This window comes from Kitasatospora sp. NPDC036755, from assembly GCF_040636595.1.
Lineage (GTDB): Bacteria > Actinomycetota > Actinomycetes > Streptomycetales > Streptomycetaceae > Kitasatospora.
Map to the genome: position 1 here is coordinate 18,608 of NZ_JBEZUT010000027.1, position 25,063 is coordinate 43,670.

Genomic DNA, 25,063 nt, shown 5'->3' on the forward strand with positions numbered 1-25,063 from the left:
CCCGCCCGCGCGGTCGAGGACCAACGCGGACGAGCCGGAGCGGCGAACCCGCCGGGCGGCGGGCTGGGGAGCGTCCTCGCCGGACGGCGGGCGGGCGGTCAGCCGAGCTTCGGTGCCACGGCCGCCGGCCCCTGCGCCACACCCAGCTCCGGCCCCGGCTTCACCCCGGGCTTCACTCCCGGCTTCGGCCCCGGCCCGGTGCCGCAGAAGGCCTGCTCCATGAAGTCGAACTCCGCCACCAGCTGTCCGAGGTGCTGCTGCCCGTCACCGCGCGGCGTGACGGACAGCGTCATCTGCCGGTCGCCCGAGGACCACATCTGGGTGCCGTACCCGGGCACCGAGCCGTCGTGCCCGTAGACCGGGCCGCAGGAGAGCTCCCAGCGGGCCAGCCCGAGGCCGTAGCCCAGCGCGGACGGCACGCCGTCGACCACGATCGGCCTGGTCGCGGTCATCTCCTTCAGCAGCGCCGGCGGCAGCAGCCGGCCGTCCAGCAGGGCCTTGTCGAAGCGGTTCAGGTCGCCCGGGGTGGAGATCAGCTCGCCCGCCGAGTTCGCCCAGGTCAGGCTCGCCACCGTGACGTCCCGGTCGCTGACGTCCTCCGGACCGGGGCCCTCGGGCAGCGTCAGGTAGCCGTGCGCGTGCGGGCCCCGGATGTCCGTGGCCGTGCCCGGGAAGTACGTGCCGGTGAGACCGAGCGGGCGCAGGACGCGCGCGGTGATCTCCTGGGCGTAGCCGCGCCCGGTCACCTTCTCGATGATCATGCCGAGCAGCGTGTAGTTGACGTTGGAGTAGCCGAACGTGGCGTCCGGCGCGAAGACGGGCGGGTGCGCCACCGAGGAGGCCACGACCTGGGCCGGGGTGATGGGCCGGGTCAGGCCGCCCTGGTCGAACCAGGCCCGGACCACCGCCGGGTCCGTCCAGTCGGGGAAGACCCCGCCCTTCTCGTTGGTGGAGTCCCAGAGGCCGGAGCGGTGGCTCAGCAGTTGACGGACCGTGATGTGGTCGCCGTTCGGGACCAGTCCGGGCAGGTACCGCTCGACCGGGTCGTCCAGGCCGATCCGCCCCTCCCCGACCAGCTGGAGCACGGTGGTGGCGGTGAACACCTTGGTGACGCTGCCGGCGCGGAACCGCCCGTCCGCGCGGGCCGGCGCGCCGGTGGCGAGGTCGGAGACGCCGGACGCTCCGCGCCAGACCCCCTTCCCGTCCCTGACCTCGGCGATCGCCGCGACCGCGCCGGCGCCGGTCACCGCCCGCAGGGCCGCCGCCCGCGGGTCCCCCGGGCCCGGCCGCCCGTCGGCGGCCTCGGCCGCACCCGCCGAGACCACCGGCCCGGCCAGTGCCAGACAGACCGCCCCCACCAGCGCGGAAAGCGTACGACGTGCCATGCGACCCCACCTTCGCCGTCGGCGAGCAGTTCCTCGCCTCCGCCGCCCAGCCTCGCCGCCGCGTTGACGGCCCGTCATCCTCCGCCGGGAGGAGTCGGCCGTACGCCCACCAACGGAGGGCCTCCGCCGGAAGACGGAGGCCCTGCGGGGGCGCCGAGGGCGGCGGTGGCAGTGGGCGCGGCGGTTCCCGGCCCCGCCGGGGCCGCGCGGCGGACCCGCTACCGGGCCGCGACCGGGCGGACCGGGTGCTTGCTCAGGATGGAGACCCGGTTGAAGGCGTTGATGGTGATCGACACCCAGACCGCCGCGGAGATCTCCTCGTCGCTCAGCACCGCGCGCGCCGCGCCGTACGCGGCCTCCTGGAGCGCCGCGTCCGCCGGGGAGGTGGTCGCCTCGGCCAGTCCGAGCGCGGCGCGCTCCCGGTCGCTGAACACCTCGGTGTCGCGCCAGGCCGGGAGCACGCCCAGGCGCTGGGTGGTCTCGCCCTCGCGGATCGCGGCCCTGGTGTGCACGTGCAGGCAGTAGGCGCAGCCGTTGATCTGCGACACGCGGAGGTTGACCAGTTCGATCAGCCGCCGGTCCAGTCCGGCCTCGGCCGCGACCTCGCGGGCCGCCTCGGCGGCGGCCAGCAGTGCCTGGTACGCCCGGGGGCTCTGCTTGTCGATGAACACCCGCCGGTCCGTCGGGACCACCGTCACATCACTCACCTGGACTCCTTAGGCTGATCACAGCTGTCGCCGGCCACTCTGCCATGGCATGATAGTTGAATATAGAACTAATTGGCACCACTGGACACCCGGGAGGGACCCCACCGTGAGCACCGCCGAGACCGACCGCGTCGACACGCCCGCCACCGGCCCGCGAGTCGAGGTCCTGCCCGCCCGGGACGTGCCCCTCGGCGGCCCGCGCGCGATGACCGTACGCCGCACCCTGCCGCAGCGCTCCCGCAGCACCATCGGCGCCTGGTGCTTCGTCGACCACTACGGACCCGACGACGTCGCCACCACCGGCGGCATGGACGTCGCCCCGCACCCCCACACCGGATTGCAGACCGTGAGCTGGCTGTTCACCGGCGAGATCGAACACCGGGACAGCCTCGGCGTCCACGCCTACGTCCGGCCCGGCGAGGTCAACCTGATGACCTCCGGCCGCGGCATCGCCCACTCCGAGGTCTCCACCCCGGCCACCACCGTCCTGCACGGCGTCCAGCTGTGGGTCGCCCTGCCCGAGGAACACCGGCACACCGGACGCGACTTCCACCACCACGTCCCCGGCCCGGTCACCCTCGACGGCGGCGAGGCCCGGGTCTTCCTCGGCACCCTCGCCGGCGACACCTCCCCCGTCCCCACCTTCACCCCGCTGCTCGGCGCCGAACTGACCCTCCACCCGCACGCCACCGTCACCCTCGCCGTCGACCCCGCCTTCGAACACGGCCTGCTCGTCGACAGCGGCGACATCCGCCTCCTCGACACCCCGCTGTGCCCGGCCGAACTCGGCTACACCGCCCCCGGCCGCACCACCCTCACCCTCACCAACACCGGCGACACCGACGCCCGGCTCGTCCTCCTCGGCGGCACGCCCTTCGAGGAGCGGATCGTCATGTGGTGGAACTTCATCGGGCGCTCCCACGAGGACATCGCCCAGGCCCGCGAGGAGTGGCAGGCCGCCTCCGACCGCTTCGGCGCCGTCGACGGCTACCCCGGCGACCGCCTCCCCGCCCCGGAGCTCCCGGGCATCCCCCTCAAGCCCCGGGGAAACGCGCGCTGACCTGGGTGTTTGCCAGTCGGGTGCGGCGGCCGGGTCCGCCGCACCCCCGAGCCGGAGTCCCCCTTCGCCCACCCCGAAGCACCCCTGTCGACACTCGCCTCCGCACTCGACGCGTGACAGGCGCCGTTGACAGGTCATGCGAGATGCCAACGAGCCTGCGGAAAAGGCCCTTCCGAGTATCGGCATCGGCTGTCGAGCATGCGGAGCGTGGGACACAGCGCCACCTCGAAGCCCTCGGGGAAGCACATCTCATCGAGCCGAGTACGGCGTACGGCACGAAGCCACGGGCGGGCCTCCGCAGCCGATCCGGGAACCACGGACCACGGCCCGCACCGCGGTGTTCGGTGAACCGGCACCTCGCCACATCATCGCGGCTCGGCTGAGTCACCAGCGTCCGTCTGCGACCGTTTCCGCCCACCCACTTGCGATCAGCGATCGGCGTTCTGACACTTCCCGTGGAGCGGGTCGCATCCCGCGTGGCGACGTCCGCCACACCGATCCGCCTGGTGTTCACCATGAGTGACGAAGCCCCCGAGACAACCGGTGCGGACCAGCGCCAGCGCGCAGAGGCGGCGGGCCCGCCGGAGCTGCCGCGGTTCTTCATGCCGTTCCCGCAAGTCAAGCCCAATCCGGGTCAGCAGGCTGCCGTCGCCCCGTTGTGGGAGTGGATCGACACGTTCGGGCTGTTCACCTCCGAGTCCTCCCGCAGCCCGCTGGAGCAGTTGCGCATCGACCTCATCTCGGCCCGCTACCACCCCTACGCGGCACCGGAGTCGATGCCGCTGCTGACGCAGTTCATGGCATGGGCCTGGAGTGTGGATGAGCAGTTCGACGACGGCCCCGCCGGGCGGGACGCGCCATGGTGCCGCAGGAGCGTGCAGGGCATCCTGGACGCATTCGACGGACGCCCCTGCGACCAGCCGCTGGAAGCGGCCGCAGCCGACCTGTGGCCCCGCCTCTCCGAGGGCCGGTCGCGACGGTGGCGGGCGAACTTCCTGAGCTGGGCCACCGGCTGGCTGTGGACCTACTACACCGAGACCCTGGACCGAGCAACCTCCCGCTACCAGAGCCCGGCCGAGTACCGCCTCCACCGCGAACTCAGCAGCGCCGAGCACCTGTTCTTCCTCCTGTCGGAGGCGGCCGCCGGGATCGACCTGCCCGAAAGCGTCCACCGCCTGCCCGCTCTCAGGGGCATGCGCAGCGCCTCGGCGCAGCACCAGGGGCTGTTCAACGACGTCATCTCGCTGAACAAGGAGCGGCCGGTGGGCTACGTCCACAACGCCGTCGCCCTGACCGCGCACCACGAGCGCGTGGGCGTGGGCGAGGCGTGCGAGAGGGTCAATGCGCTGCTGACCGAGTGCATCGAGCAGTTCGTCACCGCCGAGCGGCAGTTGCCCGCCCAGCCGGCGGCTGCCGGCATCGACGACGATCTGGCCGGGCAGGGCCTGGCGATGGCGCGGGCGTACCGGGCGCACACCCGGGGGAACTTCGACTGGCACTTCGAGGTGACCCGCTACGCCGGTCCCGGTGAGGTCCGCGACGGCCGGGCGCTGTATGTGGCCGATCTGCTGAACCACCGTGCCCCCGGCCGGTCTTCGGGAAACCGGTGACCCGTCCCGGCAGTACAGGGGCGCGACGGAAAAAGTCACCGTGACGGCGCAGGGATCCCGCCCGCGGAACGTCATCGTCGTCGGCGCCGGCATCGCCGGCCTGGCAGCGGCATGGCGACTCCAGCGCGCCGGCCACACCGTCACCGTCCTCGAACGCGACTCCCACGCCGGTGGCCGCCTCAGCTCGGAAGATGTACTCCCCGCTTCCTTCGGAAACATCAGACAGCCGATCTACCAGAAGCAGCCTCCGACTGGGACCGGCCCTTCGAAGTGACTCTCGCCGAAGCCAGCGAGAGTCCCCAGCTCGAACTCCTCGACAGTTACCACACGGCAGCCAGACGGGACCGCGGCAGGACGCAGAGGCAACCGGCGGCGGGGCGATCCGCGGTTGGCGCAGTCGTTGTCGTACGCGCTGTTGCCGGCACCTCGGCCGCGGTCCCGAGCTCGAAGCCGCCTACCTCCAGTTCGGCCGCTACCTCACCATCGCGGGCTCGCGCGGCAGTCTGCCCACCAACCTGCAGGGGCTGTGGACGGACCACAACGGGACCGACCAGTGGATGGGCGGCTACAACACGGACGTTTACGTGCAGATGAACTACTGGCTGCCCGACCGGGCGGACCTGCCGTCCTGCTTCGACGCGTTCACCGACTACTGCCTCAGCCAGATCCCGTCGTGGACGACGTGCATACCGGCAGCGTCATGATGGGCCCGGACGGTGGTGGAATCCACGCCGACCAGGGACCGGGAGCATGTGAGAGCCTTGTCCGAGAGGTTCGCACTCCTGGCCGACCCCAGCCGTCCGGCCCTGCTCGTCGCGATCCACCATGCCGGCCCGATCTGCGTTACCGATCTCACCCTCGCGACCGGTGTTCGCGGCACCGCGGTCTCTCAAGTCTTGCGGCTGCTGCGCGTCACCGGCGTCGTGTCGGCCGCGCGGAAGGGTCGAACCGTCCGCTGCGTGCTCCGCGATCCGTGCATCGCCGGGCTTCTCGACCGCGTCTGTCTCCCGCACCGGGATCGGCCTCGCGGAGAGCGCGAGGCGGATGGTCCACCGGAATACCGCTCCGGGCCCTCAACCCTGGGGATCCGGCAGCGCGGCGTACGGGACGAAGGTGCTGGTGTGCTCGTCGACGGCGAGCGGGCGGCCGATCGGCGGGGCGGAGCGCTGCGGGCAGGCCGGCCGTTCGCAGACCTTGCAGCCGAGACCGATCGGGGTCGCGGCGGCCTCGTCGGCGAGGTCGAGGCCCGTCGAGTACACAAGCCTTTCCGCGTGGCGGAGTTCGCACCCGAGGCCGATGGCGAAGGTCTTCCCCGGGCGGCCCCAACCGCCCGGGGAGCGGGTGACGGCGCGGGCAGTCCACAGGTAGCGGCGGCCGTCGGGCATGGCGGCGACCTGGACGTGGACCTTGCCGGGCGCGGCAAAGGCGTCGTAGACGTTCCACAGCGGGCAGGTGCCGCCGGTGCGGGAGAAGTGGAAGGCCGTGGCGGACTGTCGCTTGGAGACGTTCCCGGCCCGGTCGACGCGCACGAAGGAGAACGGCACCCCGCGCAGGCCGGAGCGCTGGAGCGTACTGAGCCGGTGGCAGACGGTCTCGTAGCCGACGCCGAAGTGGTCAGCGAGGTGCTCGATGTCGTAGCGGGCGGACTCCGCCTGCGCGTGGAACGCCCGATAGGGCAGGACGAGGGCGGCGGCGAAGTAGTTGGCGAGGCCGATCCGCGTCAGCGAGAAGGCGGTGGATCCCTCCGGGCTGTCCTGCGCGGCGAGTTCGGACAGTAGGCAGTCGTGTTCCAGGTAGGCTAGTTGGGTGGCCATCCGGAAGGCCTGCTGACCGGGGCGCAGCCGGTCGGACAGGCGCAGGGTCCGCGTCCGCTCGTCGTACTGGTGCAGCTGTTCGCCTCCGGTGGCGATCCGGACCTGGTGCGTGGTGGCGAGCCGTTCGACCAGGGCCTCCCGGACCCCGCCGCGCTTCAGCTTGATCGTCCCGGCCAACTCCTCTGCTGCGGTGTCGAGTTCGTGGAGGTAGTTCCGGCGACGGTAGAAGAACTCGCGGACCTGTTCGTGCGGGGTGCGGGCGTCCACCCCGGGACCGCGCTCCCCGGCGAGGACGGCGAGTTGCTCGGCCGCGTCCCGGCGACCGCGGGCCAGGTCCGTCAGCAGCCGGGCCACCGCGGGCAGGCGGGTGGCCAGTTCGTCGAGCTCACCGGTGCCGATCCGGCCGGCCGTCAGCTCCTCGCCGAGGGCGTCGCGCAGTTCGGCGGTGAGCCGGGCGCTGTCCGGCGGGGCGAAGTAACCGGCCTCCACCCCGAAGGCCTCGGTGAGGCGCAGCAGCACGGGGACCGTGAGCGGGCGGGCGTCGTGCTCCAACTGGTTGAGGTAGCTGGGTGAGAGCTCGAGCAGCCTGGCGAGGGCGGCCTGGCTGAGTCCGCGCTCCTCACGCAGGCGGCGCAGCCGGGCGCCGGCGAAGGCCTTCCCCATCGTGTCACTCCCCGCTTTCTGTGGGTCGACGTGCTGACCACGTGGTGGGGCAGCGTAGCCGGAGAGCGCAGGGGAGACCTTCGCAGCCTTCGCAGATTCGCGGCCGGTCGTTCGCAGAAGTTGGCAGCGGTCCATCGGTGACGGGGGCCGGGCGAGCTGCCAGAGTCGGTGGTGCGGCCGGGAGGCACACACGGCAACCGCGAAGACCCAGGTCAACAGCCTTGGTCCGAGCTGCCCGGGCGACCACGTCCCGCGGTGTCGCACCGCCGCCCGGCGTCGACCGGCCGCCCACTCGCCCTGCGGTGAGAGGCAGCTCACATCCTTCGCAAAGCATCCCTGGAGTGGATCACCATGACTCAGTCGGTTCGGCAGCAGCAGGAGCAGCGCGCGGCGGCGCTGGCCGCCCGGTGGGCGTCCGATCCCCGGTGGGCGGGCATCGAGCGCAGTTACACGGCGGCCGACGTGGTCCGGCTGTCGGGCACGGTGCGCGAGGAGCACACCCTGGCCCGGCGCGGCGCCGAGCGGCTGTGGCGGCAGCTGCACGAGCAGGACTACATCCACGCGCTCGGCGCGCTGACCGGCGGGCAGGCCGTGCAGATGGTGAAGGCCGGGCTGCAGGCCATCTACCTGTCGGGCTGGCAGGTCGCGGCCGACGCCAACCAGGCCGGGCAGACCTATCCCGACCAGAGCCTCTACCCCGCCAACTCGGTCCCCCAGGTGGTGCGCAGGATCAACAACGCGCTGCTGCGCGCCGACGAGATCGACGCCGCCGAGGGCAACGACGGGCCGGACTGGCTGGTGCCGATCGTGGCCGACGCCGAGGCCGGCTTCGGCGGCCCGCTGAACGCCTTCGAGCTCACCAAGGGCATGATCGCGGCCGGCGCGGCGGGCATCCACTACGAGGACCAGCTGGCCTCCGAGAAGAAGTGCGGCCACCTCGGCGGCAAGGTGCTCGTGCCCACCGCCCAGCACGTGCGCACCCTCAACTCCGCCCGGCTGGCGGCCGACATCGCCGACGTGCCGACCCTGATCGTGGCCCGCACCGACGCCCTCGCCGCCAACCTGCTGACCAGCGACGTCGACGAGCGCGACGCTCGGTTCTGCACCGGCGAGCGCACCGCCGAGGGCTTCTACCGGGTCGAGCCCGGCATGGCGCCGGTGATCTCCCGCGGCCTGGCCTTCGCCCCGTATGCGGACCTGATCTGGGTGGAGACCGGCACCCCGGACCTCGCCCAGGCCCGCGAGTTCGCCGAGGCGCTCAAGGCCGAGTATCCGGACAAGATGCTCGCCTACAACTGCTCGCCGTCCTTCAACTGGAAGGCCGCCCTGGACGACGACCAGATCGCCAAGTTCCAGCGGGAGCTGGGCGCGATGGGCTACCGCTTCCAGTTCATCACGCTGGCCGGCTTCCACGCGCTCAACCACTCGATGTTCCAGCTGGCCCGCGGCTACGCCGAGCACGGCATGACGGCCTACGTCGACCTCCAGGAGGCCGAGTTCGCCGCGGTGCCGGACGGCTACACGGCCGTGAAGCACCAGCGCGAGGTCGGCACCGGCTACTTCGACCTGGTCTCCACCGCGCTCAACCCGAACGCCGAGACCCTGGCGCTGACCGGCTCCACCGAGGCCGAGCAGTTCCACTGAGCCACCCCGGCGGTCTCGTTGGGGACGAGCCGCCTTCCACCCCGCCGCCCGGGGCCTCGTTGAGGGACGAGGCCCCGGGCGCCTCCCGCCCGCCTCTTGGAGAACCGGATGAGCCAGACCAGCCGCATCGAGATCCTCGGCGAACCCGAGGACCGCTTCGACGAGATCCTCACCCCTGCCGCCCTGGATTTCGTGGCCCGCCTGCACGAGGCCTTCGCGGAACGCCGCGCCGAACTCCTGGCCGAGCGCCGCCGCCGCGGCAAGGCGCTCGCCGCAGCCGGCACACTGGACTTCCTCCCGGAGACCCGCGCCGTCCGGGAGGACACCACCTGGCGCGTGGCCGGCGCCGGCCCCGGCCTGCACGACCGCCGGGTGGAGATCACCGGGCCGCCCGAGCGCCGGATGACCGTCAACGCGCTCAACTCCGGCGCGAAGGTGTGGCTCGCGGACTTCGAGGACGCCACTGCCCCCACCTGGCACAACCTCGTCACCGGCCAGCTCAACCTGCTCGACGCGACCGAACGCCGGATCGACGACACCACCCCGGACGGCAAGCGCTACTACATCGGGAACACCCCCGCCACCATCGTGGTCCGCCCCCGCGGCTGGCACCTCGACGAACAGCACCTGCTGATCGACGGCCGCGCCGCCGTCGGCGCCCTGGTCGACTTCGGCCTCTACCTCTTCCACTGTGGCCGGTCGCAGATCGAGGCCGGCTCCGGCCCCTACTTCTACCTCCCCAAGCTGGAGAACCACCTCGAAGCCCGGCTCTGGAACGAGGTCTTCACCGTCGCCCAGGCCGAACTGGGCATCCCGCACGGCACCATCCGCGCCACCGTGCTGATCGAGACCATCACCGCCGCCTTCGAGATGGACGAGATCCTCTACGAACTTCGCGAGCACGCCGCCGGACTCAACGCCGGACGCTGGGACTACCTGTTCAGCCTGATCAAGAACTTCGCCAACCACGGCCCGCGCTACGTCCTGCCCGACCGCGCCACCCTCACCATGACCCAGCCCTTCATGCGCGCCTACACCGACCTGCTGGTGCGCACCTGTCACCGCCGCGGCGCCCACGCCATCGGCGGCATGGCCGCCGCGATCCCGCAGCGCGACCCGGAGGCCAACGCCGTCGCACTGACGAAGGGCCGCGCCGACAAGGAGCGGGAGGCCGGCGACGGCTTCGACGGCTCCTGGGTCGCCCACCCCGGCCTCGTCGACACCTGCCGCGCCGCCTTCGACGCCGTCCTCGGCAACCGCCCGAACCAGCTCGACAGCTCCCGCGAGGACGTCGAGGTCACCGCCGCCGACCTGCTGGGCGTCCACCGGCTGACCGCCGGCCTGCCGACCGAGCAGGGCCTGCGCTCCAACGTCGCCGTCGCCCTGCGCTACCTGGTGGCCTGGCTGAACGGCTCCGGCGCCGTCGCCGTCTTCGGGCTGATGGAGGACGTCGCCACCGCCGAGATCGCCCGCTGCCAGATCTGGCAGTGGCAGCACCACTGCACCCGACTGACCGGCGGGTCGCTCGTCACTCCGGACCTGGTGCGGCGGCTGATCGACCGGGAACGCGCCACCCTGCGCGGCGAGGGCGCCGACCCGGTCCTCGTGGACGACGCGGTGCGGATCCTGGAGGAGACCTCCCTCGGCGCGGAGCTGCCCGCCTTCCTCACCACCGAGGCCTACGCCCGCCACCTCGTACGAGTCCGCACCGCGGCCTGAGCCGCCCAACCACGGAGGGAGCGCACCATGAACGACATCCGCCGTGTCGCCGTCGTCGGCGCCGGGCAGATGGGCTCCGGCATCGCCGAGGTCTTCGCCCGCGCCGGACTCGACACCATCGTCTGCGAGAACGGCTCGGCGGCGCTGCGGGCAGCGCGAAGCCGGATCGACCGTTCCCTGCACCGCGCCGTCGAGCGCGGACGGATCAGCGAGGAGCAGCGCACCGACGCCTGGGCGCACCTGCTGTTCGCCGACGACCTGGAAGCCCTGGCCGACCGCCAACTCGTCGTCGAGGCCGTCGTCGAGGACGAGCGGGTCAAGGCCGACGTGCTCACCACGCTGGACAAGGTGCTGTTCGCCGAGGACGCCGTCCTGGCCACCAACACCTCGGCCATCCCGGTCACCCGGCTCGGCATCACCACCGGCCGGGCCTCCCACGTCCTGGGCCTGCACTTCTTCAACCCGGCCCCGGTGATGCCGCTGGTCGAGCTGGTCACCTCCCTGCACACCGCCCCCGCCGTCGTCGACCGGGTCGAGGCCTTCGCCCGGGACGTCCTCGGCAAGCACGTCGTCCACTCCCGCGACCGGGCCGGCTTCGTCGTCAACGCGCTGCTCGTGCCCTACCTGCTCTCCGCGATCCGGATGGCCGAGGCCGGCCACGCCACCCCCGAGGACATCGACGCCGGCATGGTCCACGGCTGCGCCCACCCCATGGGCCCGCTCGCCCTCGCCGACCTCATCGGCCTGGACACCGTCGAGGCCATCGCCCGCTCGATGTACGACGAGTACAAGGAACCGCTCTACGCACCCCCGCCGCTGCTCTCCCGGATGGTCGAGGCCGGCCTCCTCGGCCGCAAGAGCGGCCGCGGATTCCACCCGCACCGGACGGTGTGACCACACGTGTCCCGTCGGCGCCCCTACCTCTGTCGCGGAGGGTTTGGAGCGTCGGCGGGACATTGCGTTCCGTCTGATGGCGGATCGTCAGACAGGCTCCGGGCAGCCCCGCTCCGCTCCGCGGCATCGGCCCGGCCGCCGCACACGCGTGAACAAGCTTGAATCCCCGTGCCACCCGAGTGAAGAGACCCATGCCGACGCGAGCACTGTCCGGATACCGATCAGGGCGTCCGGTCGGGGTCGGCTCGCGATGGCAGGACTGCGCGGATGTCGGCGAGCAGTTCCGGAAGTCCGCGCTCGGGCCCCAACCGACCGCTCGAACTCTCGGCGTGCTTCGCGGGAAGGTCGGCCAGCACCCGTTCGGCCTCGCGCAGCAGCTCCCGCCCACGCTGCAGGTCCAGCTTCATCCGGGCGACCTGGGCTTGCTGTCCACCGAGCTGGCGGCGTGAGGATTCCAGTCCGGCGTACTGCTCCGGGGTGAGGACGACGAACCGGGCTCCGTCCATCGTCACCGTTCGGGGCTTCCCGGGTTTGGGCATGGCATTGACCTTTCCGGTTCACGAGGGCGCCGTCTCCGCCGACCGCACGGCAGGGGGCACCGGCGCGGTGCCGGTGCCGGTGCCGGTGCCGGTGCCGGTGCCGTCCGGGGCCTCGAAACGCACCGTGGGTTCGAAGTTGGCACGGCGGGCGGCACGGCGGAAGACCGTGAGGACGGCCGGGCCGACGACGAGGACGGCGGTGAAGGTGGTGACGGCGCGGCCGGTGTCCCAGCCGAGCGAGGTGGCGAGGTCGAACAGCAGGTAGCGGTGCCACTGTTCGGTGAAGGGGAGCCCGGGGAGGTAGGCGATGGAGCTGTTGGGGTCGGTGGAGAACGGCCAGAAGGAGAGGTTGAGCAGGAAGCCGAAGAGGTAGCCGGAGAACGCGCCGTAGGCGGCGAGCATCGGCACCTCCAGGCGGGGCCGGGCCTTCGGCAGCAGTCCGGCGAGCATGCCGACGAAGGCGCAGCCGAACATCTGGTAGGGCATCCAGGGGCCGACGCCGCCGGTGAGCAGGGCGGAGGCGAAGAGCGAGGTGCAGCCGAGGGTGAAGCCGAAGCCGGGGCCGAAGATCCGGCCGGCCAGGACGAGGATGAAGAAGACCGTCTCCACTCCGGCGGTGCCGGCGCCCAGGGGGCGGAGTCCGGCGTTGACGGCGGACAGGACGCCGAGCATGGCGAGGGCCTTGGCGTCGATGCCGCCGGCCGAGATCTCGGCGATGACGACGGCGAGGACCAGGACGAGCAGGGCGCCGAAGATCAGCGGCGGGGCGTAGGAGGAGCCGAACTTCCCCGGCGCGACGACGAACGGCCAGGTGAAGGCGACCAGACCGATGAAGGCCGCCAGGGCGACCACGACCCGGGCCCGGCCGGGGATCCGGACGGCGGTCACCGGGCCGCCTCCGCGGTCTCCAGCACCCCGGCGACCTGGTTGACCGTCAGGTAGGCGCGCGGGGCGAGGATCTTGGCGGTCTGCGGGGCGAAGGTCGGTGAGGCGACGATCACCTCGGCGGTGGGGCCGTCGGCGACCACCTCGCCCTCGGCCATCACCACCACCCGGTCGGCGGCGGAGGCGACGAACTCGACGTCGTGGGTGGAGACCACGACGGTGCGCCCCTCTGCGGCGAGAGTGTCCACGATGCCGGTGAGCGCCTCCTTCGCCTGGTAGTCGAGCCCCCGGGTGGGCTCGTCCAGCAGCACGACCCTTGGTGCGGCGGCCAGCTGGATCGCCAGCACCAGGGCCAGCTTCTGGCCCTCGGAGAGGTCCCGGGGGTGGGTGCCGTCCGGGATCCCGGGGGCGAGGCGGTCGAGGATCTGCCGGGCGGTCGGCCCGTCGGCGTGATCGGCTTCGAGGTCGCTCTGCGCGAGCTCCTGGGCGACGGTCTCCAGGTACAGCAGGTCGGTCGGGGTCTGCGGGACGAGCCCGACCAGCCGGCGGGCCCGGGCCGCGGTCAGGCGCTTGGGGTCCTCGGCTTTCCCTCCCCCGGTGCCGGTGACCTTCACGCTGCCGCCCTGCCGGGGCCCGGAGCCCTGCAGGGCCCACAGCAGCGAGGACTTGCCGGAGCCGTTGCGGCCCATCAGTGCGGTGACCTCGCCGGCGCGCAGCGCCAGGTCGACCTCCCGGACGGCGGCCACCGGACCGTACCGGACGACCACCCCCCGGGCGTCCAGCACCCGTTCCCCCGCCACCGCTGCCCGGCGTGGCGGAGGAACGGGCACATCGGTGAGCCGCTCGCGCAGGGACACGGCGGCGCGGCGGGCGTCCCGGACGGAAAGCGGCAGCGGCTGCCAGCCGGCCAGTCGGCCGAGGCCGACGACGGGAGGTGCGATCGCGGTGTCCCGGAAGACCTCGGCGGGCGGCCCGTGCACGACCGTCCCGTCGCCGGGCAGGTAGGCGACGCTGTCGGCGTACTGGACGACGCGTTCCAGCCGGTGCTCAGCGAGCAGCACGGTGACGCCGAGGTCGTGCACCAGCCGGGTGATCGCGGCCAGCACCTCCTCGGCGGCGGTCGGGTCGAGCGCGGAGGTCGGCTCGTCCAGCACCAGCACGCGCGGGTGCGCGGTGAGCACCGAGCCGATGGCGACACGCTGCTGCTGCCCGCCGGAGAGCTCGTGCAGGGCACGGTGGCGCAGCTCGGCCAGACCGAGCAGGTCGAGGGTCTCCTCGACGCGCTTGCGCATGGTCTCCGGCGGGATCGCCAACTGCTCCATGACGTAAGCCAGTTCCTCTTCCACCGTGTCGGTGGTGAAGCCGGCCAGCGGGTCCTGCCCGACCACGCCGACCACGTCGGCGAGTTCGCGCGGCGGGTGGTGGGCGGTGTCGCGCCCGTCCACGGTGACCCGGCCACGCAGGGTGCCGCCGGTGAAGTGCGGCACGAGGCCGTTGACGGCGCCGAGCAGAGTGGACTTGCCGGCGCCGGTGCGGCCGACCACCAGGCAGAGCTCGCCCTCCGGGATGTGCAGGTCGACGTCGCGCAGGACGGGCGTCGTCGCGCCGTCGTACACCACGCCGACCTGGTCGAATCGGATCACGTGGTCACCTCGGTGTGCGAGCGGTCGGTACTGGTGGGAGGAGGGCGGAGGCTGCGGGCGTTCGGCCCGGCGGTGGGGAGACGATCCCCGCAGCGCCCGCCACGAGCAGGGCGAGCACCGGGACGAGCGGCAGCGTCGGCCAGGTCAGCGGGTACAGGGACGGGTTCAGGTCGGTGGCGTCGTAGCCGACGGTGGCGAACAGCAGTACTGCGGCGGTCACCCCGCACCCGGCGACCGCCCACTCGGCGGCCCGCCAGCGGTCCGGGCGGTAGGTGGTGCGCCGGACGCGCCGCCCGCCGAGCAGGAGGCCGGCCACGCACAGCACGGCGCCCGCGAGGAAGGCGGGCAGACCGAGCGCGGCCGGCGCCGTGCCGTCCAGCAGCCCGTACACCCCGGCGCACAGGCCGCACATGCCGAGCAGCATCAGCGCGCCGGTGAGCCGGCGGGAGCGGCGCGAGGCGGTGCCGGAGCGCCCGTAGCCGCGCGAGTCCATCGCGGCGGCCAGGCTGAGCGAACGCTCCAGCGCGTCCTCCAGGACCGGCACCACGATGCTGCGCAGCGCGCGAACGCCCTTGCGTTGCCCAGCACGCAACCGCCGGGCCCGGGCGACGCGTTGGACGCTCTGCACCAGCTGCGGCGCGACACTGAGCGACACCGTCACCGCGACGCCCAGCTCGTACAGGGCACCCGGCAGCACCCGCAGGGCCCGCTTGGGGTTCGCGAGGGTGTTCGCGGCGCCGATGCAGCAGATCAGGCAGGCCAGCCGCAGCCCGTCGAAGGCCGCGGAGAGCGTGGCCTCCAGCGAGACCGGGCCGCCGATCCGGATGCCCGCGTACCAGTCGGGGGTGGGGATGTGCGGCAGGGAGAAGAGCAGGTGGTCGTGCGGGGTGATCCCGGTGGCGAAGACGCACCGGAAGACCACCCGGATCGCCACCACCGTCAGGGCCAGCCACAGGTAGTAGGTGAACCCGCGCGCCCACGGGGCCTCGCTGCGACGGGCCGTCACCACGTAGCCGAGCACGGCGAGGACGAGCAGGAGCAGCAGCGGGTTGGTGGTGCGGCTGGCCGCCGTCGCCAGGGCGAGTGCCCAGGCCCACCAGGCCAGCGGGTGGAGGTTGCGCGGGGCGCGACCGTTCCCCGCCGCCCGCCCGGGGGCGAGCGGGGAGGAGTCGGCGACGGCCTTGTCGAGCATGGTCATCCGATCACTCGGTCCGTCGACGGCGCTGCCGCGCGGCGACCACGGTGGCCACGCCCAGCGCCACGACGAGGACGGACCCGAGCACGGCGGGGAACATCGAGCCGGAGTCGTGCGGGGCGTCGGCCACCGGGTCGGCGTTGACCGCCCCGCCGGGTACGGCGGGGGTGGGCGTCGGCGCGGCCACGGCGGGCTGCTCCGTCGGCCGGTCGCTCGGGGTGTCCGTCGATGCCGCGGTGGGCGGCTCGACCGGTACCGGGGTCGCGGATACCGGCGTCGGCTCGGGGGCACCCGGCGGCGTGATGCCGTCCTCGGGGGTAGCGGGGCTGCCGCTCCCCGGGGGCGTACCGGGAGCGGACGGACGTGCTCCGCCCGCCGGGGGCTTGGCGGGCGCCGGAGCCCGGCCGGTTCCGGACCCGCCGGTGGTACCCGACCCGCCGGTGGTGCCGCTCGATCCGGTACCGGAACCGCCGCCGGTCGTCCCGCCGCCGCCCGTCGATCCGCTGCCGGAGCCGCCCGAGGCACCGCCGGGGCCGCCCGTGGTGCCCTGGCCGGGGTCGGCCGGCTGCCCGCCGGGGCTGGAGTCGTGCGCCCGGACGCTGTCCGGCGAGAAGGCCGGACGGCCCTCGGTGCCCTCGACGTTGGTGCCGCCGAAGATCCACAGGTCGACGCTGCCCGGTTTCGGCTGGTAGAGCATCGCGCCCAACTGGCTGTACGACCAGGTGTTCTGGCCCGGATCCGCGTGCCAGTACGACCAGTAGGCCGTGGCCGGAGGCGTCAGGACGCACTTCTCCTGGTCCGGGGTCGGGAACTGCTTCCCGCCCTGGAACCCGCTGTAGCCGATCCGGCAGATGAACGCCGGGCCGTCGTGCCCCGTCCCGGTGGTCTTCCAGCCGCCCTGGTTGAGCAGGGTGTACCCGGTGGTCGGGGTGGTCCCGCAGGACCGCAGCAGCGGACCGCCCCACTTGCCGAAGTCCACGGCGAGGACCACGCCGGAGGTGGTGGTGCACTGGTCCATCGGCAGCGGCGCGGCGGCGGCGGGGGCGGTGCCCACGGCGACACCGCCGAACGCCACGGCCAGGGTCGTGGCGGCGGCACCGATCAGCCGGCCGAAGCGCCGGATCACCGGTGACGCCCCGAACCGGAGGCGGTACGACGGCGGGCGGCCAGGACGGCCACAGCGCCGAGCACGGTCAGCAGACCGGCCGCCCCGGTCAGTGCCAGTGCTTCGCTCCCCGTCGCCGCGAGGCCGCCGGTACCGGACTGCCCGGTCCCGGCAGGCACGCCACCGCCGACCGGTTCACCGACGAGCGGGGCGTCGGACGGACGGGTGGTCGAGCCGTCACCGGGATCGGACGCGACGGAGGTGGGGGACGTCGTCGCCGACGGCGTGCCGGTGCCCGTCGGGGTCGGCGTGCCGGTTGCGCTCGCGGTGCCCGTAGGCGTGCCGGTCGGCGTCCCCGTGGGCATCTGCGTCGGAGTCCCCGTGGGGGTCGGCGTCGGCGTACCTCCGAGGGAGCGGGTCAGCGTCCCGAAGGAGATCCCGGTAGCACCGCCCAGCACCTGCGTGGAGGCCCGGACGTCCGAACCCTGCTGTCCGCCGGAGGCGACGTTGAACCCGCCGTCGCCGTTCTGCTGCCCGGCGAGGAAGTCGAGTGCCTTGGCGATCTGACCGTCGTAGGTGTTCTTGCGCAGCGTCATGCCCTGTACGGCCAGGGCGGCCGAGTTGGTCGAGTCACCGGCCGCGCCGGGGAAGCCCCCGTCCGGCAGCTGCCGCGCGGCGAGCCAGCCGAGCCCCTTGTCGACCGCCAGCGCGGCGTCCTCGCCCGGGACCAGGGCCAGGGCCATGACCGCCATCGCGGTGCTGTCCACGTCGGAGTCGCCGGTGGCGGGGATCAGGCTCGGCCAGGAGCCGTCCGCGTGCTGGAGGCCCTTCAGGTAGGCGATGGCGGGGGCCGCGCCGGCCGACTCACCGGCCCGGAGCTGGGCCATGACGGCGAGCGCCTGGGAGAAGACCGAGGTGGCGTAGGCGTAGTTGCCCGGGGCGTCGCAGCCGGTGTTCGCGTCGGCCTTGGTGCACACCATCGCCGCGAGGGCGGCGATCAGGTCGTGGCCGCCGAAGTTCCGCGGGTCCCGGCCGACGACCTCGGCGAGCAGCGCTTCCTTGCCGATCGAGCCACCGCCGGCGTACTCGGTTCCGATGGCGGTCCAGTCGTTGACGGTACGGTCGCTCGCGTCCTTGCCCTGCTGGTCCAGGAAGTCGACGATCCGGCGCAGCGCGGCGTCGTCGGTGCCGGTGGCGGCGAGGGCGTAGGCGCCGTCGATGGTGAGGCCGAAGTCGGCGAACGCCGGGAAGCCCTCGTAGTAGTGGCCGGCGATCAGCCGTGCCGGGTCGGTGAGGTAGGCGCTGCCCTTGGCGGCGTCGGGCTTCCTGCCGACGGGCGGGGTGGGCGTCGGGGTGGCGCCGTCGGGGTTGTGCCGGACGCAGGTGAGGTCGGTTCCGGTCAGGGCCAGGATGGCCTGTTCGGTGGCGGCGGCGTCCGGGTCCGGCGTGAACGCGTCGGGGCCGAAGCCGCCGTCCTTGTTCTGGCGGGCGGCGAGCCAGGCGGTGGCGGCGGCCCAGCGGGCGCCCTGGCCGGTGGCCTGGAAGGCCTGGGCGGCGCTCGCGGTGCTGGTGGTGTCGCCGGGTGCGCCGGCGTACGGGAGGAGGGAGCCGTCGGGCTGCTGGCTCGCCGCGAGCTGGTCGGTGGCCTTCTTGGCGGTTGCCTCGTAGCCGGGGGCCGTGCGCAGGGCGAGGGCGGCGGCCGCGGTGGTGAGCGGGTCGGATTCGCAGTGGTCACCGGCGACGATCATCGAGCCGGCCATGCCGCCGTCGGCGCACTGGAAGGCCGTGAAGCGGGCGAGTGCCGGGGCGGGCGGCGTGACGCCGGCGCGCTGGAGGGCGATGATGCCCAGGGACTGGACCCAGGGCGAGGCCGCACCGAGGAAGTCCCCGGCGGCGGTGCACTTGCCGTTCTCCCCGGCTGCCGTGCAGACGTGGTCGGTGAGCGCGGCGAGCAGGTCCCGCCCGCCGAAGGTGCGCGGGTCGCGGCCGGTGCTCTCCGCGACGAGAGCCAGGAGGGTGGCGGCCCTCGTGTCGGGCGCGCCGGTGGGGCCGTCGGGGTACAGGAACGCGTCGGTGTGGTCGACGAGGAAGCCGACGACCTTGCGCAGCGCCGGGTCCTGCGTCCCGGCGGCGGCGAGCGCGACGGCGGTGAGGGCGGTCCGGGGGTAGTCCGGCCCCGGGGCGGCCCAGTTCTCCATGTGGTCGCCGCCGACCAGCTGACCGGCCAGCCAGGCCGCGGCCGCGGCCGGGTTGCCGGTTGCGGAGGGCCCGGTGGGGCTCGCGGTCGGGGTCGGGGTAGCCGAGGGGGAGGAGGAAGGCGAAGGGGACGCCGAGGAGCCACCGTTCTTGGCGCGGACCGAGTCCGGGGTGAAGCTCGGTGCCCCGCTGGTGCCGCCGATGTCGGTGCCGCCGTACACCCAGGCCTCGACCTCGCCGGGCTTGGGCTGCTGCGTGCCGGCGCCGAACTGACTGTAGGACCAGGTCTGTTGGCCGGGTGCGGCGATCCAGTACGACCAGTACGCGGTGGCCTGCGGGGTGTTGACGCACGGTTCCTCGGCCGGAGTGGGGTACTGGACGCCGCCGTTGAAGGTCCCGGTGCCGAGCCGGCAGATGAAGGCGGGCCCGTCGTGCTCGGTCCCGGTCGTGGTGAAACCGGCGTTGTGCAGCAGGTTCATCCCGGTCGTCGGGTGGGCGTCGCAGCCGCGGACGACCCCGCCGCCCCAGTGGCCGAAGTCGACGGCGACGATCGCGCCCGTCGTCGCCGTGCACTGCTCGATCGGGTCGGCTGCCGCGCTGCCGGGGTGGCCGAGCAGGACCGTTCCGCAGGCGGCCACTGCGACGGCCGTGGTGACCAGAAGCGAGCCCAGCTCTCTGCTTCTGTGACGCGTAGGACTGCTGCTGACCCTCACCGGCGACTCCCCGATCGGTTGTCGGGGTCCCACGGCGCAGCCGACGGCTCTCCCCGGTACGGGGACCGTCGTGACCGCGTCGTAGTCCACGACGACGCATGTACTCCTGAACAAGGCCCCGGCGCAGGCATTCCGGCTCACCGGCCCTTGCGGGCGGGTCTACGGTTGCGGGTCAGCGCCGGAATCGGACCGGCTTCCCCTGACTGCCGAGGATGAAAAAGCGGTTCATCACACCACGCGCTCGAAGTCGTCGTCAACGAGTCGTCATGTCACTTTCGCCACCCCGTAGATCCGTTCACGGGTGCGGTAACGTCCGCGGTGGCCGAGCGGGGGAATCCGGTGCGAATCCGGAGCTGACGCGCAGCGGTGTGGGGCGGTGGTTGCACCGGTCCCGAGCCCGAATGCCCGCGCGGTCGTGCAGCACCAGCACCAGCCAGCCCACGCGATCCGGGCGGCCGCCGCCCCCACCGCGCGCTCCCCGAACGAGTGCCGGCGCCCGGGGCAGGACCGGCGCGCCCGTCACCCCAAGGAGCCCGTTCCGTGTCCGTTCCCGCGCACTCGCGCCTCATCTCCTCACGTCTCGCCTCCGCGGCGACCGTCTCCATGGCCGCCGGCGCCCTCCTCCTGTCGGCCGTCCCTGCGCACGCCACCGCCTCGCCGAGTCAGATAGCCACCTCCAAGAGCACCGGCGTGACGTACCTCAAGTCCCTCCAGGCCGCCGACGGCAGCTACGTCACCGGCGGCGGGCTCTCCAACGAGTGGGCCTTCAGCGCGCTCGCCGCCGCCGGGACCGCCTCCGCGGACGTGACCCCCGGCGGTGACACCAGCAAGAACGCCCGCCTCGTCTACCGCAACCAGCTCGCCGCCCCCACTTGGCCCAGCGCCTCGCCCGTGGTGACGGACTACGAACGCGGCATCCTCAACTCCTACGCGGCCGGCATCGACCCTGCACGGATCGGCCCGGGCCGCAACCTCGTGGCCGACCTCGCCGCCTACTGGCAGACCGCCGAACCCGGCTACTACGGCCCGTCCGCGAACTTCAACGGGACAGTCTTCGGTCTGCTCGCCCTCGGCGGTGCCAAGACCCAGAGCGGCGGACAACGCGTCCCGCAGTCCCTGCTGAACGCCTCGGTCGCGACCGTGCGCGCCAACCAGCACAACGACGGCGGCTGGAACTACAGCAAGGCCGCCGGCGACCCGACCGCGCTCGCCCAGGGCAGCGACATCGACATGACCGGCGCCGCCATCGCCTCGCTGTGTGTCGGCGGCGTCCCGAACACCGACGCCGCGATCGTGGCCGCGAAGAACTTCCTCAAGGGCAAGCTCGCCTCCTCCGGCGCCTTCAACGCCATGTTCGGCGTCAACACCGACTCCAACGGCTGGGCCGTGTCCGGCCTCAACGCCTGCGGCATCAACCCCCAGGGCACCGACTTCACCAGCGGCACCGGCAAGACCCCGCTCGACTTCCTCATCGCCCAGCAGTTCAAGCCCGGCGGCGGCTTCAAGTACCTGCCCACCGACACCTCCCCGTCGCCGTACGCCTCCGTCGACGGCCTGCGCGCCGTCGCCGGCGCCGGGTTCACCGCCACCCCGCCGGCGCCGACCAGCGCGGGCGAACCCGCCTGGTCCGCCACCACCGACTTCACCACGGGTACCGCCGCGAAGCTCGCCCTGGTCGTCGACGACGGCACCGGCAGCCTCAAGGTCTGCGCCGTCACCCTCGCCCCCACCGGCACCACCACGACCCTCGGCGACGTCCTCGACGCGGCAGCCACCGCCACTCCGAGCGGCTGCGTCACCTCCGTCACCCCGGCCACCGGAGGCGGCACCGTCACCGCGCTCAACGGCACCGCGAACAGCGGCTCCTCCACCTGGAAGGTCGGCCTCGACGGCGCCATCGAGGCCGCCGCCACCCGGGCCACCACCGTCCACCTCGGCGACACCGTCTCGCTGCGCTACGGCAGCTGATCCACCGGCAGGACGACGCTGCGGCGGCAGTCCTGCGTCGGCCGTGCGTGCTCGGGTGCGGGCCCCCGCGCCCGGCGCGCGCGGTCCCTCTCGGCCCCCGCGCGCACCGCCGCGTGGACCGCGCGCGCCACCCGTGCGCCCCGCAGCGAGCGCGGGCCACCAAACGGCTCCGGCTTCTCCCCCGCGCCGGTGCGCCGTACCGCGACGCACACCGCGTCGGAGGGCGTCCCGGAGCAGTCGTAGCCGGCGTCCAGCAGGGCCTGGACCTTCGCCTCCGTGGCCGTGGCGAGCAGGTTCACCAGGCCCGCGTCGGACACCGCCGCCGGGACGACGACGAGGATGTTGATCGTACCCGGCACGTACGCGTGAGCCGGGGCGGTTTCGGGCCCGGCGGCCCAGATCGGCACGCCGATCCCCGTCGTGACCACCGCCGAGGCCCCGCCGTCGCACGCCCAGGTGAAGTCGTCCACCTGGGCGGCGGTCATCAGCCCCGCCCCGGCGCCCCGCAGCCGCTCCGCGGCAGCCAGCTCCGCCAGGTGCCGCTCCGGGTCCATCCGGCTGTACCCCGGCCTGACCTGTGCGTTCACCACCCACTCCCGTTCGCCGAGGCCACCGCCGAGGACGGTGCTGGAGAGCAACCGCCGGGCGCCGGGACCGCCTCGACGACGGCTCCCCCACACGGTCTGGTGAGCGGCCGCGACGAGGAAGATCACGGCCTCGGCAAGCGATCACCCGTCGGCTTCACGGAGCAGGGGGACGGGTTCTGATGAGTGCTTCCCGATGGGTGGCAGGCTGCTACGTGGCCGTGGTCGGCCTGCTGGCGGGCCTGGGCGGGCTGACCGAGAACGGACGCTTCTACCTCGCCGCGATCGTCCTGACCCTGCCCGCCGGGCTCCTGGCGTTCCTGGCCGTGCACCTCGCGCGCGGGCTGCTGACCGGCATCGGCACTCTGGTCGCCAACACCCTGCTCCCTGACGGCAGCGACCCCGCGTGGCCGGCCACCGCGGGCATCGTGGCCAACACCCTGCTGTTCACGGCCGCGGCGGTCGGCAGCGTGCTGCATTACGACCACCTCGCCCGGCGCCGGAGGGCACCCCCCGCCTGACCCCGTGCCCCGGCCTCCCCCGTCGGGGAGGCCGGGGCGTCGAGGCGTGGACAAGCAGGCAGGTCAGGGCGCGGTGGTGCCGGGCTGGGCGCCCGCGCCGAAGGACCAGCCCTCGACGTCTCCGGGTGCCGGGTTGTAGCTGCCGGCGCCCAGGCTGCTGTACGACCAGGGGCCGCCGTGCTGGGCGTGCCAGTACGACCAGTAGGCGCTGCCGGTGGGGTTGGTGCAGGTCGTCGGCAAGGCGTTGATGGTGCAGACGAAGCCCGGGTAGCGCGGGTGGAAGGCGTACGAGAATCCGGCGCCGGTCAGCGCGGTCAGGCCGCTGGCCGGGTCGCCGAGCGCGCAGCCGGTCTGGATGCCGCCGCCGACGGCGGTGAAGTCGACCACGACGGTGACGCCGGTGGTCCCGCTGCAGGCGGCGGCCTGGGCCTGCGGCGCCTGGGCAGCGGAGACGCCGAGCAGGCCGGCGGTGAGGGCCGCGGCGGAGGCGATCGAACCGAGCGTGCGGCGGACCGGGCGGACGGGGCGGGCCGGGGTGAGGGTGTCGGTCATCGGGGAACTCCCAGTGGTGTCAGGTTCGTTCAGCGGACGGTCGGCGACGGGCAGGCCAGGGAGGGGGCGTCGGGGCGGGCCCCGGCTGCGGAGAGGGTGGCCAGCGGGGTGCCCGCGAGGCCGAGGACGGCCTGTGCGGTGGCGCGGGCGCCGTTGCCCGCGTTGAACCCCGTCTCGTCGTAGGCGACCGCGCCGCGCACCGCCGGGTCGGCCGAGCAGCCCTGCTGGAACTTCACCAGCCGGCTCCAGCCCTTGAGGCCGGCGCCGAAGCGCCCGCCGGCCACCAGCGCCTGGGTAGCCAGGCCGGTGGTGTTGGCGTTGGAGGCGGTCGCCCCGGCGGCCGCGAAGCCGCCGTCGGCGTTCTGGTGCGCGGTCAGCCAGCCGAGGCCCGCGTTCGCCTTGGCGGTGCGGCCGGTGGCGGCGAGCGCCTGGACGGCCAGCGCGGTGGCGTCCGGGTCGGCGGTGCAGGTCGCCTGGCCGAAGGAGACCGGGTAACCGCCGTCCGCGCACTGGCTGTTCGCGAGGAAGTCGACGGCAGCCGCCGGGGCGCCTCCGGGGGTGCGGTGCAAGGCGATCAGGGCGAGCGACTGGCCGAAGGCGTTGCTGTAGTCGCCCCACTGCGAGCGGTCGGAGAAGCGCCCCTCGGTGGTCTGGAGCGAGCGCAGCCGGGCCGGTAGGTCGACGCCACCGAAAGAGGCCGGATTAGCGCCGCGGACCTCAGCGGCAAGCAGCAGCTTGGCGGTGGCGCCGGCGTAGGCCTCGGTGGTGCCGTCGCCGAGGTAACCGCCGATGATCTCGGGCCTGGCCAGCCAGGCGGTGGCCCTGGCGGCGGCCTCGTCCGAGCTGTGCGAGGCGGCGAAGGCCAGCACGGCGTCGATCGTCAGGCCCTGGTCGGGGTAGGCCGTCCCGTTGAAGACGGACTCGAAGTGGTCGCCGTCGACGAGCTGACGGGCCAGCCAGCCGCCCGCGGCGGCGTCGGGGCGGACGGTCCAGGAGGAGGTCGTGTCGGCGTGGGCGGCCGAGGCCGCCGGAAGGGCGGTGGCGAGAGCGAGGGCGGGTATCGCGAGCAGACCGAGGGTGCGACGGAGCGCGGGCATGGTGGTACCTTTCCGGGCCTGGACGCAGGGGCCCGGAGGGCATCGGCGGCACGCCGGGCAGCCCTCGGAGCTCCGGCCCGCAGACCACGACGGGAGGAGGGGTGACACACCTCCGCCGACGGGTACTCGGGCTCGCCGCGCGACGTGGAGTCGGCGGCCTACCGTTGCGGGTCAGCGCCGGATTCGGACCGGACTTCCCCCATCGGCGGAGTCACAACATGACGGCTCATCATGGCGAAGCGGAAAAGATCCGGTCAAGGGATCGTGCGTCACATCCCGCTTCCCCCGGCCGCCTCCGCGACACGTACCAGGCGGTCTAGGCATCGGATCGGCGAGCCGCGTCAAGACCCGCCGTCACACCTGACCGGTCGGCCGCAGTTCGCGTTCCAGGGCGGACAGCGCGAACGCGAACGCGTGCTGCCAGCGCGGGCGTCCGAACACGGATGGGACGAGCTGCCGGCCGTCCGGAACGGGCGAAGGCCTGTTCCAGCTCGGCCGGTGCCACCGCGACGGACTTCAGGAACCCGAGCACATCGGTGAACCACAGCCGGACGAACCGGATGTCACGC

21 protein-coding genes, 1 pseudogene and 3 riboswitches are annotated in these 25,063 nt (G+C 73.3%); of the genes and pseudogenes, 9 read left to right on the plus strand and 13 right to left on the minus strand.

Annotated elements, in window-relative coordinates; all coding sequences use genetic code 11:
- Positions 1-98: 98 nt before the first annotated feature.
- Together AB0E96_RS06605 and AB0E96_RS06610 are read right to left on the minus strand one after the other, a co-directional pair.
- Positions 99-1,385, minus strand: coding sequence for a serine hydrolase domain-containing protein (locus tag AB0E96_RS06605; protein ID WP_359819363.1), 1,287 nt, complete (start codon positions 1,383-1,385; stop codon positions 99-101).
- Positions 1,386-1,603: 218 nt separating this feature from the next.
- On the minus strand, positions 1,604-2,092 hold the full coding sequence (locus AB0E96_RS06610) for a carboxymuconolactone decarboxylase family protein (RefSeq protein WP_359819365.1): 489 nt from the start codon (positions 2,090-2,092) through the stop codon (positions 1,604-1,606).
- 106 nt (positions 2,093-2,198) lie between these two features.
- On the opposite strand from AB0E96_RS06610, the gene AB0E96_RS06615 reads away from it, so the two are divergent.
- The 4 genes and pseudogenes from AB0E96_RS06615 to AB0E96_RS06630 form a co-directional block, all read left to right on the plus strand.
- Positions 2,199-3,152 carry a pirin family protein gene (locus tag AB0E96_RS06615; protein WP_359819366.1) on the plus strand — a complete coding sequence of 318 codons (954 nt, stop codon included), beginning with the start codon at positions 2,199-2,201 and terminating at the stop codon, positions 3,150-3,152.
- A gap of 455 nt (positions 3,153-3,607) precedes the next feature.
- Complete coding sequence (locus AB0E96_RS06620) at positions 3,608-4,762, plus strand: terpene synthase family protein (RefSeq protein WP_359819368.1); 1,155 nt, start codon at positions 3,608-3,610, stop codon at positions 4,760-4,762.
- A 40-nt stretch (positions 4,763-4,802) separates the two neighbouring features.
- Positions 4,803-5,036: an FAD-dependent oxidoreductase gene (locus AB0E96_RS06625; protein ID WP_359819370.1), complete on the plus strand. Its 234-nt coding sequence runs from the start codon at positions 4,803-4,805 to the stop codon at positions 5,034-5,036.
- A gap of 163 nt (positions 5,037-5,199) precedes the next feature.
- Positions 5,200-5,442: pseudogene (locus AB0E96_RS06630) on the plus strand (glycoside hydrolase family 95 protein); the annotation flags it as partial.
- Between the two features lie 393 nt (positions 5,443-5,835).
- Here AB0E96_RS06630 and AB0E96_RS06635 read toward each other — a convergent pair.
- On the minus strand, positions 5,836-7,239 hold the full coding sequence (locus tag AB0E96_RS06635) for a short-chain fatty acyl-CoA regulator family protein (RefSeq protein WP_359819372.1): 1,404 nt from the start codon (positions 7,237-7,239) through the stop codon (positions 5,836-5,838).
- A gap of 351 nt (positions 7,240-7,590) precedes the next feature.
- Between AB0E96_RS06635 and aceA the strand changes: the two genes are divergently transcribed.
- From aceA to AB0E96_RS06650, 3 genes are all read left to right on the plus strand, one after another.
- Entirely contained in the window at positions 7,591-8,883 is a 1,293-nt protein-coding gene (gene aceA / locus AB0E96_RS06640; RefSeq protein ID WP_359819373.1) for an isocitrate lyase, read from the plus strand.
- 108 nt (positions 8,884-8,991) lie between these two features.
- Positions 8,992-10,602, plus strand: coding sequence for a malate synthase A (aceB, locus tag AB0E96_RS06645; protein ID WP_359819375.1), 1,611 nt, complete (start codon positions 8,992-8,994; stop codon positions 10,600-10,602).
- Positions 10,603-10,629: 27 nt separating this feature from the next.
- Entirely contained in the window at positions 10,630-11,496 is an 867-nt protein-coding gene (locus AB0E96_RS06650) for a 3-hydroxybutyryl-CoA dehydrogenase (protein ID WP_359819377.1), read from the plus strand.
- A 221-nt stretch (positions 11,497-11,717) separates the two neighbouring features.
- Here the strand turns inward: AB0E96_RS06650 and AB0E96_RS06655 are convergent, their stop codons facing one another.
- The 6 genes from AB0E96_RS06655 to AB0E96_RS06680 are packed head-to-tail and all read right to left on the minus strand — an operon-like array spanning position 11,718 to position 19,697.
- A complete protein-coding gene (locus AB0E96_RS06655; protein WP_359819380.1) occupies positions 11,718-12,035 on the minus strand; it encodes a hypothetical protein in 318 nt (105 codons plus the stop codon).
- 18 nt (positions 12,036-12,053) lie between these two features.
- Positions 12,054-12,923 carry an ECF transporter S component gene (locus tag AB0E96_RS06660; RefSeq protein ID WP_359819383.1) on the minus strand — a complete coding sequence of 290 codons (870 nt, stop codon included), beginning with the start codon at positions 12,921-12,923 and terminating at the stop codon, positions 12,054-12,056.
- Positions 12,920-14,563 (minus strand): ATP-binding cassette domain-containing protein, encoded by a 1,644-nt coding sequence (locus tag AB0E96_RS06665; protein WP_359819384.1) that lies wholly within the window; start codon positions 14,561-14,563, stop codon positions 12,920-12,922. Before AB0E96_RS06665 ends, AB0E96_RS06660 begins: the two co-directional genes overlap by 4 nt.
- Before the next feature lie 4 nt (positions 14,564-14,567).
- Positions 14,568-15,761 (minus strand): CbiQ family ECF transporter T component, encoded by a 1,194-nt coding sequence (locus tag AB0E96_RS06670; RefSeq protein ID WP_359819387.1) that lies wholly within the window; start codon positions 15,759-15,761, stop codon positions 14,568-14,570.
- A 4-nt stretch (positions 15,762-15,765) separates the two neighbouring features.
- Positions 15,766-16,860 carry a hypothetical protein gene (locus tag AB0E96_RS06675; RefSeq protein ID WP_359819406.1) on the minus strand — a complete coding sequence of 365 codons (1,095 nt, stop codon included), beginning with the start codon at positions 16,858-16,860 and terminating at the stop codon, positions 15,766-15,768.
- 20 nt (positions 16,861-16,880) lie between these two features.
- The gene (locus AB0E96_RS06680; RefSeq protein ID WP_359819389.1) at positions 16,881-19,697 is read right to left on the minus strand and encodes a prenyltransferase/squalene oxidase repeat-containing protein; all 2,817 of its coding nucleotides are present in this window, start codon (positions 19,695-19,697) and stop codon (positions 16,881-16,883) included.
- Between the two features lie 179 nt (positions 19,698-19,876).
- Positions 19,877-20,018, minus strand: a riboswitch (cobalamin riboswitch).
- 83 nt (positions 20,019-20,101) lie between these two features.
- Positions 20,102-20,179, plus strand: a riboswitch (cobalamin riboswitch).
- A 196-nt stretch (positions 20,180-20,375) separates the two neighbouring features.
- Here AB0E96_RS06680 and AB0E96_RS06685 point away from each other — a divergent pair.
- Positions 20,376-21,740 carry a hypothetical protein gene (locus AB0E96_RS06685; protein ID WP_359819409.1) on the plus strand — a complete coding sequence of 455 codons (1,365 nt, stop codon included), beginning with the start codon at positions 20,376-20,378 and terminating at the stop codon, positions 21,738-21,740.
- Here the strand turns inward: AB0E96_RS06685 and AB0E96_RS06690 are convergent.
- Entirely contained in the window at positions 21,728-22,327 is a 600-nt protein-coding gene (locus tag AB0E96_RS06690; RefSeq protein WP_359819392.1) for an adenosylcobinamide amidohydrolase, read from the minus strand. The two genes, AB0E96_RS06685 and AB0E96_RS06690, sit on opposite strands and share 13 nt — an antisense overlap.
- Positions 22,328-22,506: 179 nt before the next feature.
- Between AB0E96_RS06690 and AB0E96_RS06695 the strand changes: the two genes are divergently transcribed.
- Complete coding sequence (locus AB0E96_RS06695; RefSeq protein WP_359819393.1) at positions 22,507-22,845, plus strand: hypothetical protein; 339 nt, start codon at positions 22,507-22,509, stop codon at positions 22,843-22,845.
- A 63-nt stretch (positions 22,846-22,908) separates the two neighbouring features.
- Here the strand turns inward: AB0E96_RS06695 and AB0E96_RS06700 are convergent, their stop codons facing one another.
- From AB0E96_RS06700 to AB0E96_RS06710, 3 genes are all read right to left on the minus strand, one after another.
- Positions 22,909-23,397 (minus strand): flagellar hook-length control protein FliK, encoded by a 489-nt coding sequence (locus tag AB0E96_RS06700; RefSeq protein ID WP_359819395.1) that lies wholly within the window; start codon positions 23,395-23,397, stop codon positions 22,909-22,911.
- A gap of 29 nt (positions 23,398-23,426) precedes the next feature.
- Positions 23,427-24,494 carry a peptidase gene (locus tag AB0E96_RS06705; protein WP_359819397.1) on the minus strand — a complete coding sequence of 356 codons (1,068 nt, stop codon included), beginning with the start codon at positions 24,492-24,494 and terminating at the stop codon, positions 23,427-23,429.
- Between the two features lie 99 nt (positions 24,495-24,593).
- Positions 24,594-24,716: riboswitch (cobalamin riboswitch) on the minus strand.
- A 94-nt stretch (positions 24,717-24,810) separates the two neighbouring features.
- Positions 24,811-25,063, minus strand: a 253-nt coding sequence (locus AB0E96_RS06710) for a hypothetical protein (RefSeq protein WP_359819412.1), incomplete at its 5' end; no start/stop codon positions are given.

What these genes read in the sequence shown, in the direction of transcription:
- AB0E96_RS06605 (WP_359819363.1), bottom strand. Translation starts at nt 1,385, where the DNA reads ATGGCACGTCGTACGCTTTCCGCGCTGGTGGGGGCGGTCTGTCTGGCA.
- AB0E96_RS06635 (WP_359819372.1), bottom strand. Translation starts at nt 7,239, where the DNA reads ATGGGGAAGGCCTTCGCCGGCGCCCGGCTGCGCCGCCTGCGTGAGGAG.
- aceA (WP_359819373.1), top strand. Translation starts at nt 7,591, where the DNA reads ATGACTCAGTCGGTTCGGCAGCAGCAGGAGCAGCGCGCGGCGGCGCTG.
- aceB (WP_359819375.1), top strand. Translation starts at nt 8,992, where the DNA reads ATGAGCCAGACCAGCCGCATCGAGATCCTCGGCGAACCCGAGGACCGC.
- AB0E96_RS06650 (WP_359819377.1), top strand. Translation starts at nt 10,630, where the DNA reads ATGAACGACATCCGCCGTGTCGCCGTCGTCGGCGCCGGGCAGATGGGC.
- AB0E96_RS06655 (WP_359819380.1), bottom strand. Translation starts at nt 12,035, where the DNA reads ATGCCCAAACCCGGGAAGCCCCGAACGGTGACGATGGACGGAGCCCGG.
- AB0E96_RS06670 (WP_359819387.1), bottom strand. Translation starts at nt 15,761, where the DNA reads ATGACCATGCTCGACAAGGCCGTCGCCGACTCCTCCCCGCTCGCCCCC.
- AB0E96_RS06685 (WP_359819409.1), top strand. Translation starts at nt 20,376, where the DNA reads ATGGCCGCCGGCGCCCTCCTCCTGTCGGCCGTCCCTGCGCACGCCACC.
- AB0E96_RS06695 (WP_359819393.1), top strand. Translation starts at nt 22,507, where the DNA reads ATGAGTGCTTCCCGATGGGTGGCAGGCTGCTACGTGGCCGTGGTCGGC.
- AB0E96_RS06700 (WP_359819395.1), bottom strand. Translation starts at nt 23,397, where the DNA reads ATGACCGACACCCTCACCCCGGCCCGCCCCGTCCGCCCGGTCCGCCGC.
- AB0E96_RS06705 (WP_359819397.1), bottom strand. Translation starts at nt 24,494, where the DNA reads ATGCCCGCGCTCCGTCGCACCCTCGGTCTGCTCGCGATACCCGCCCTC.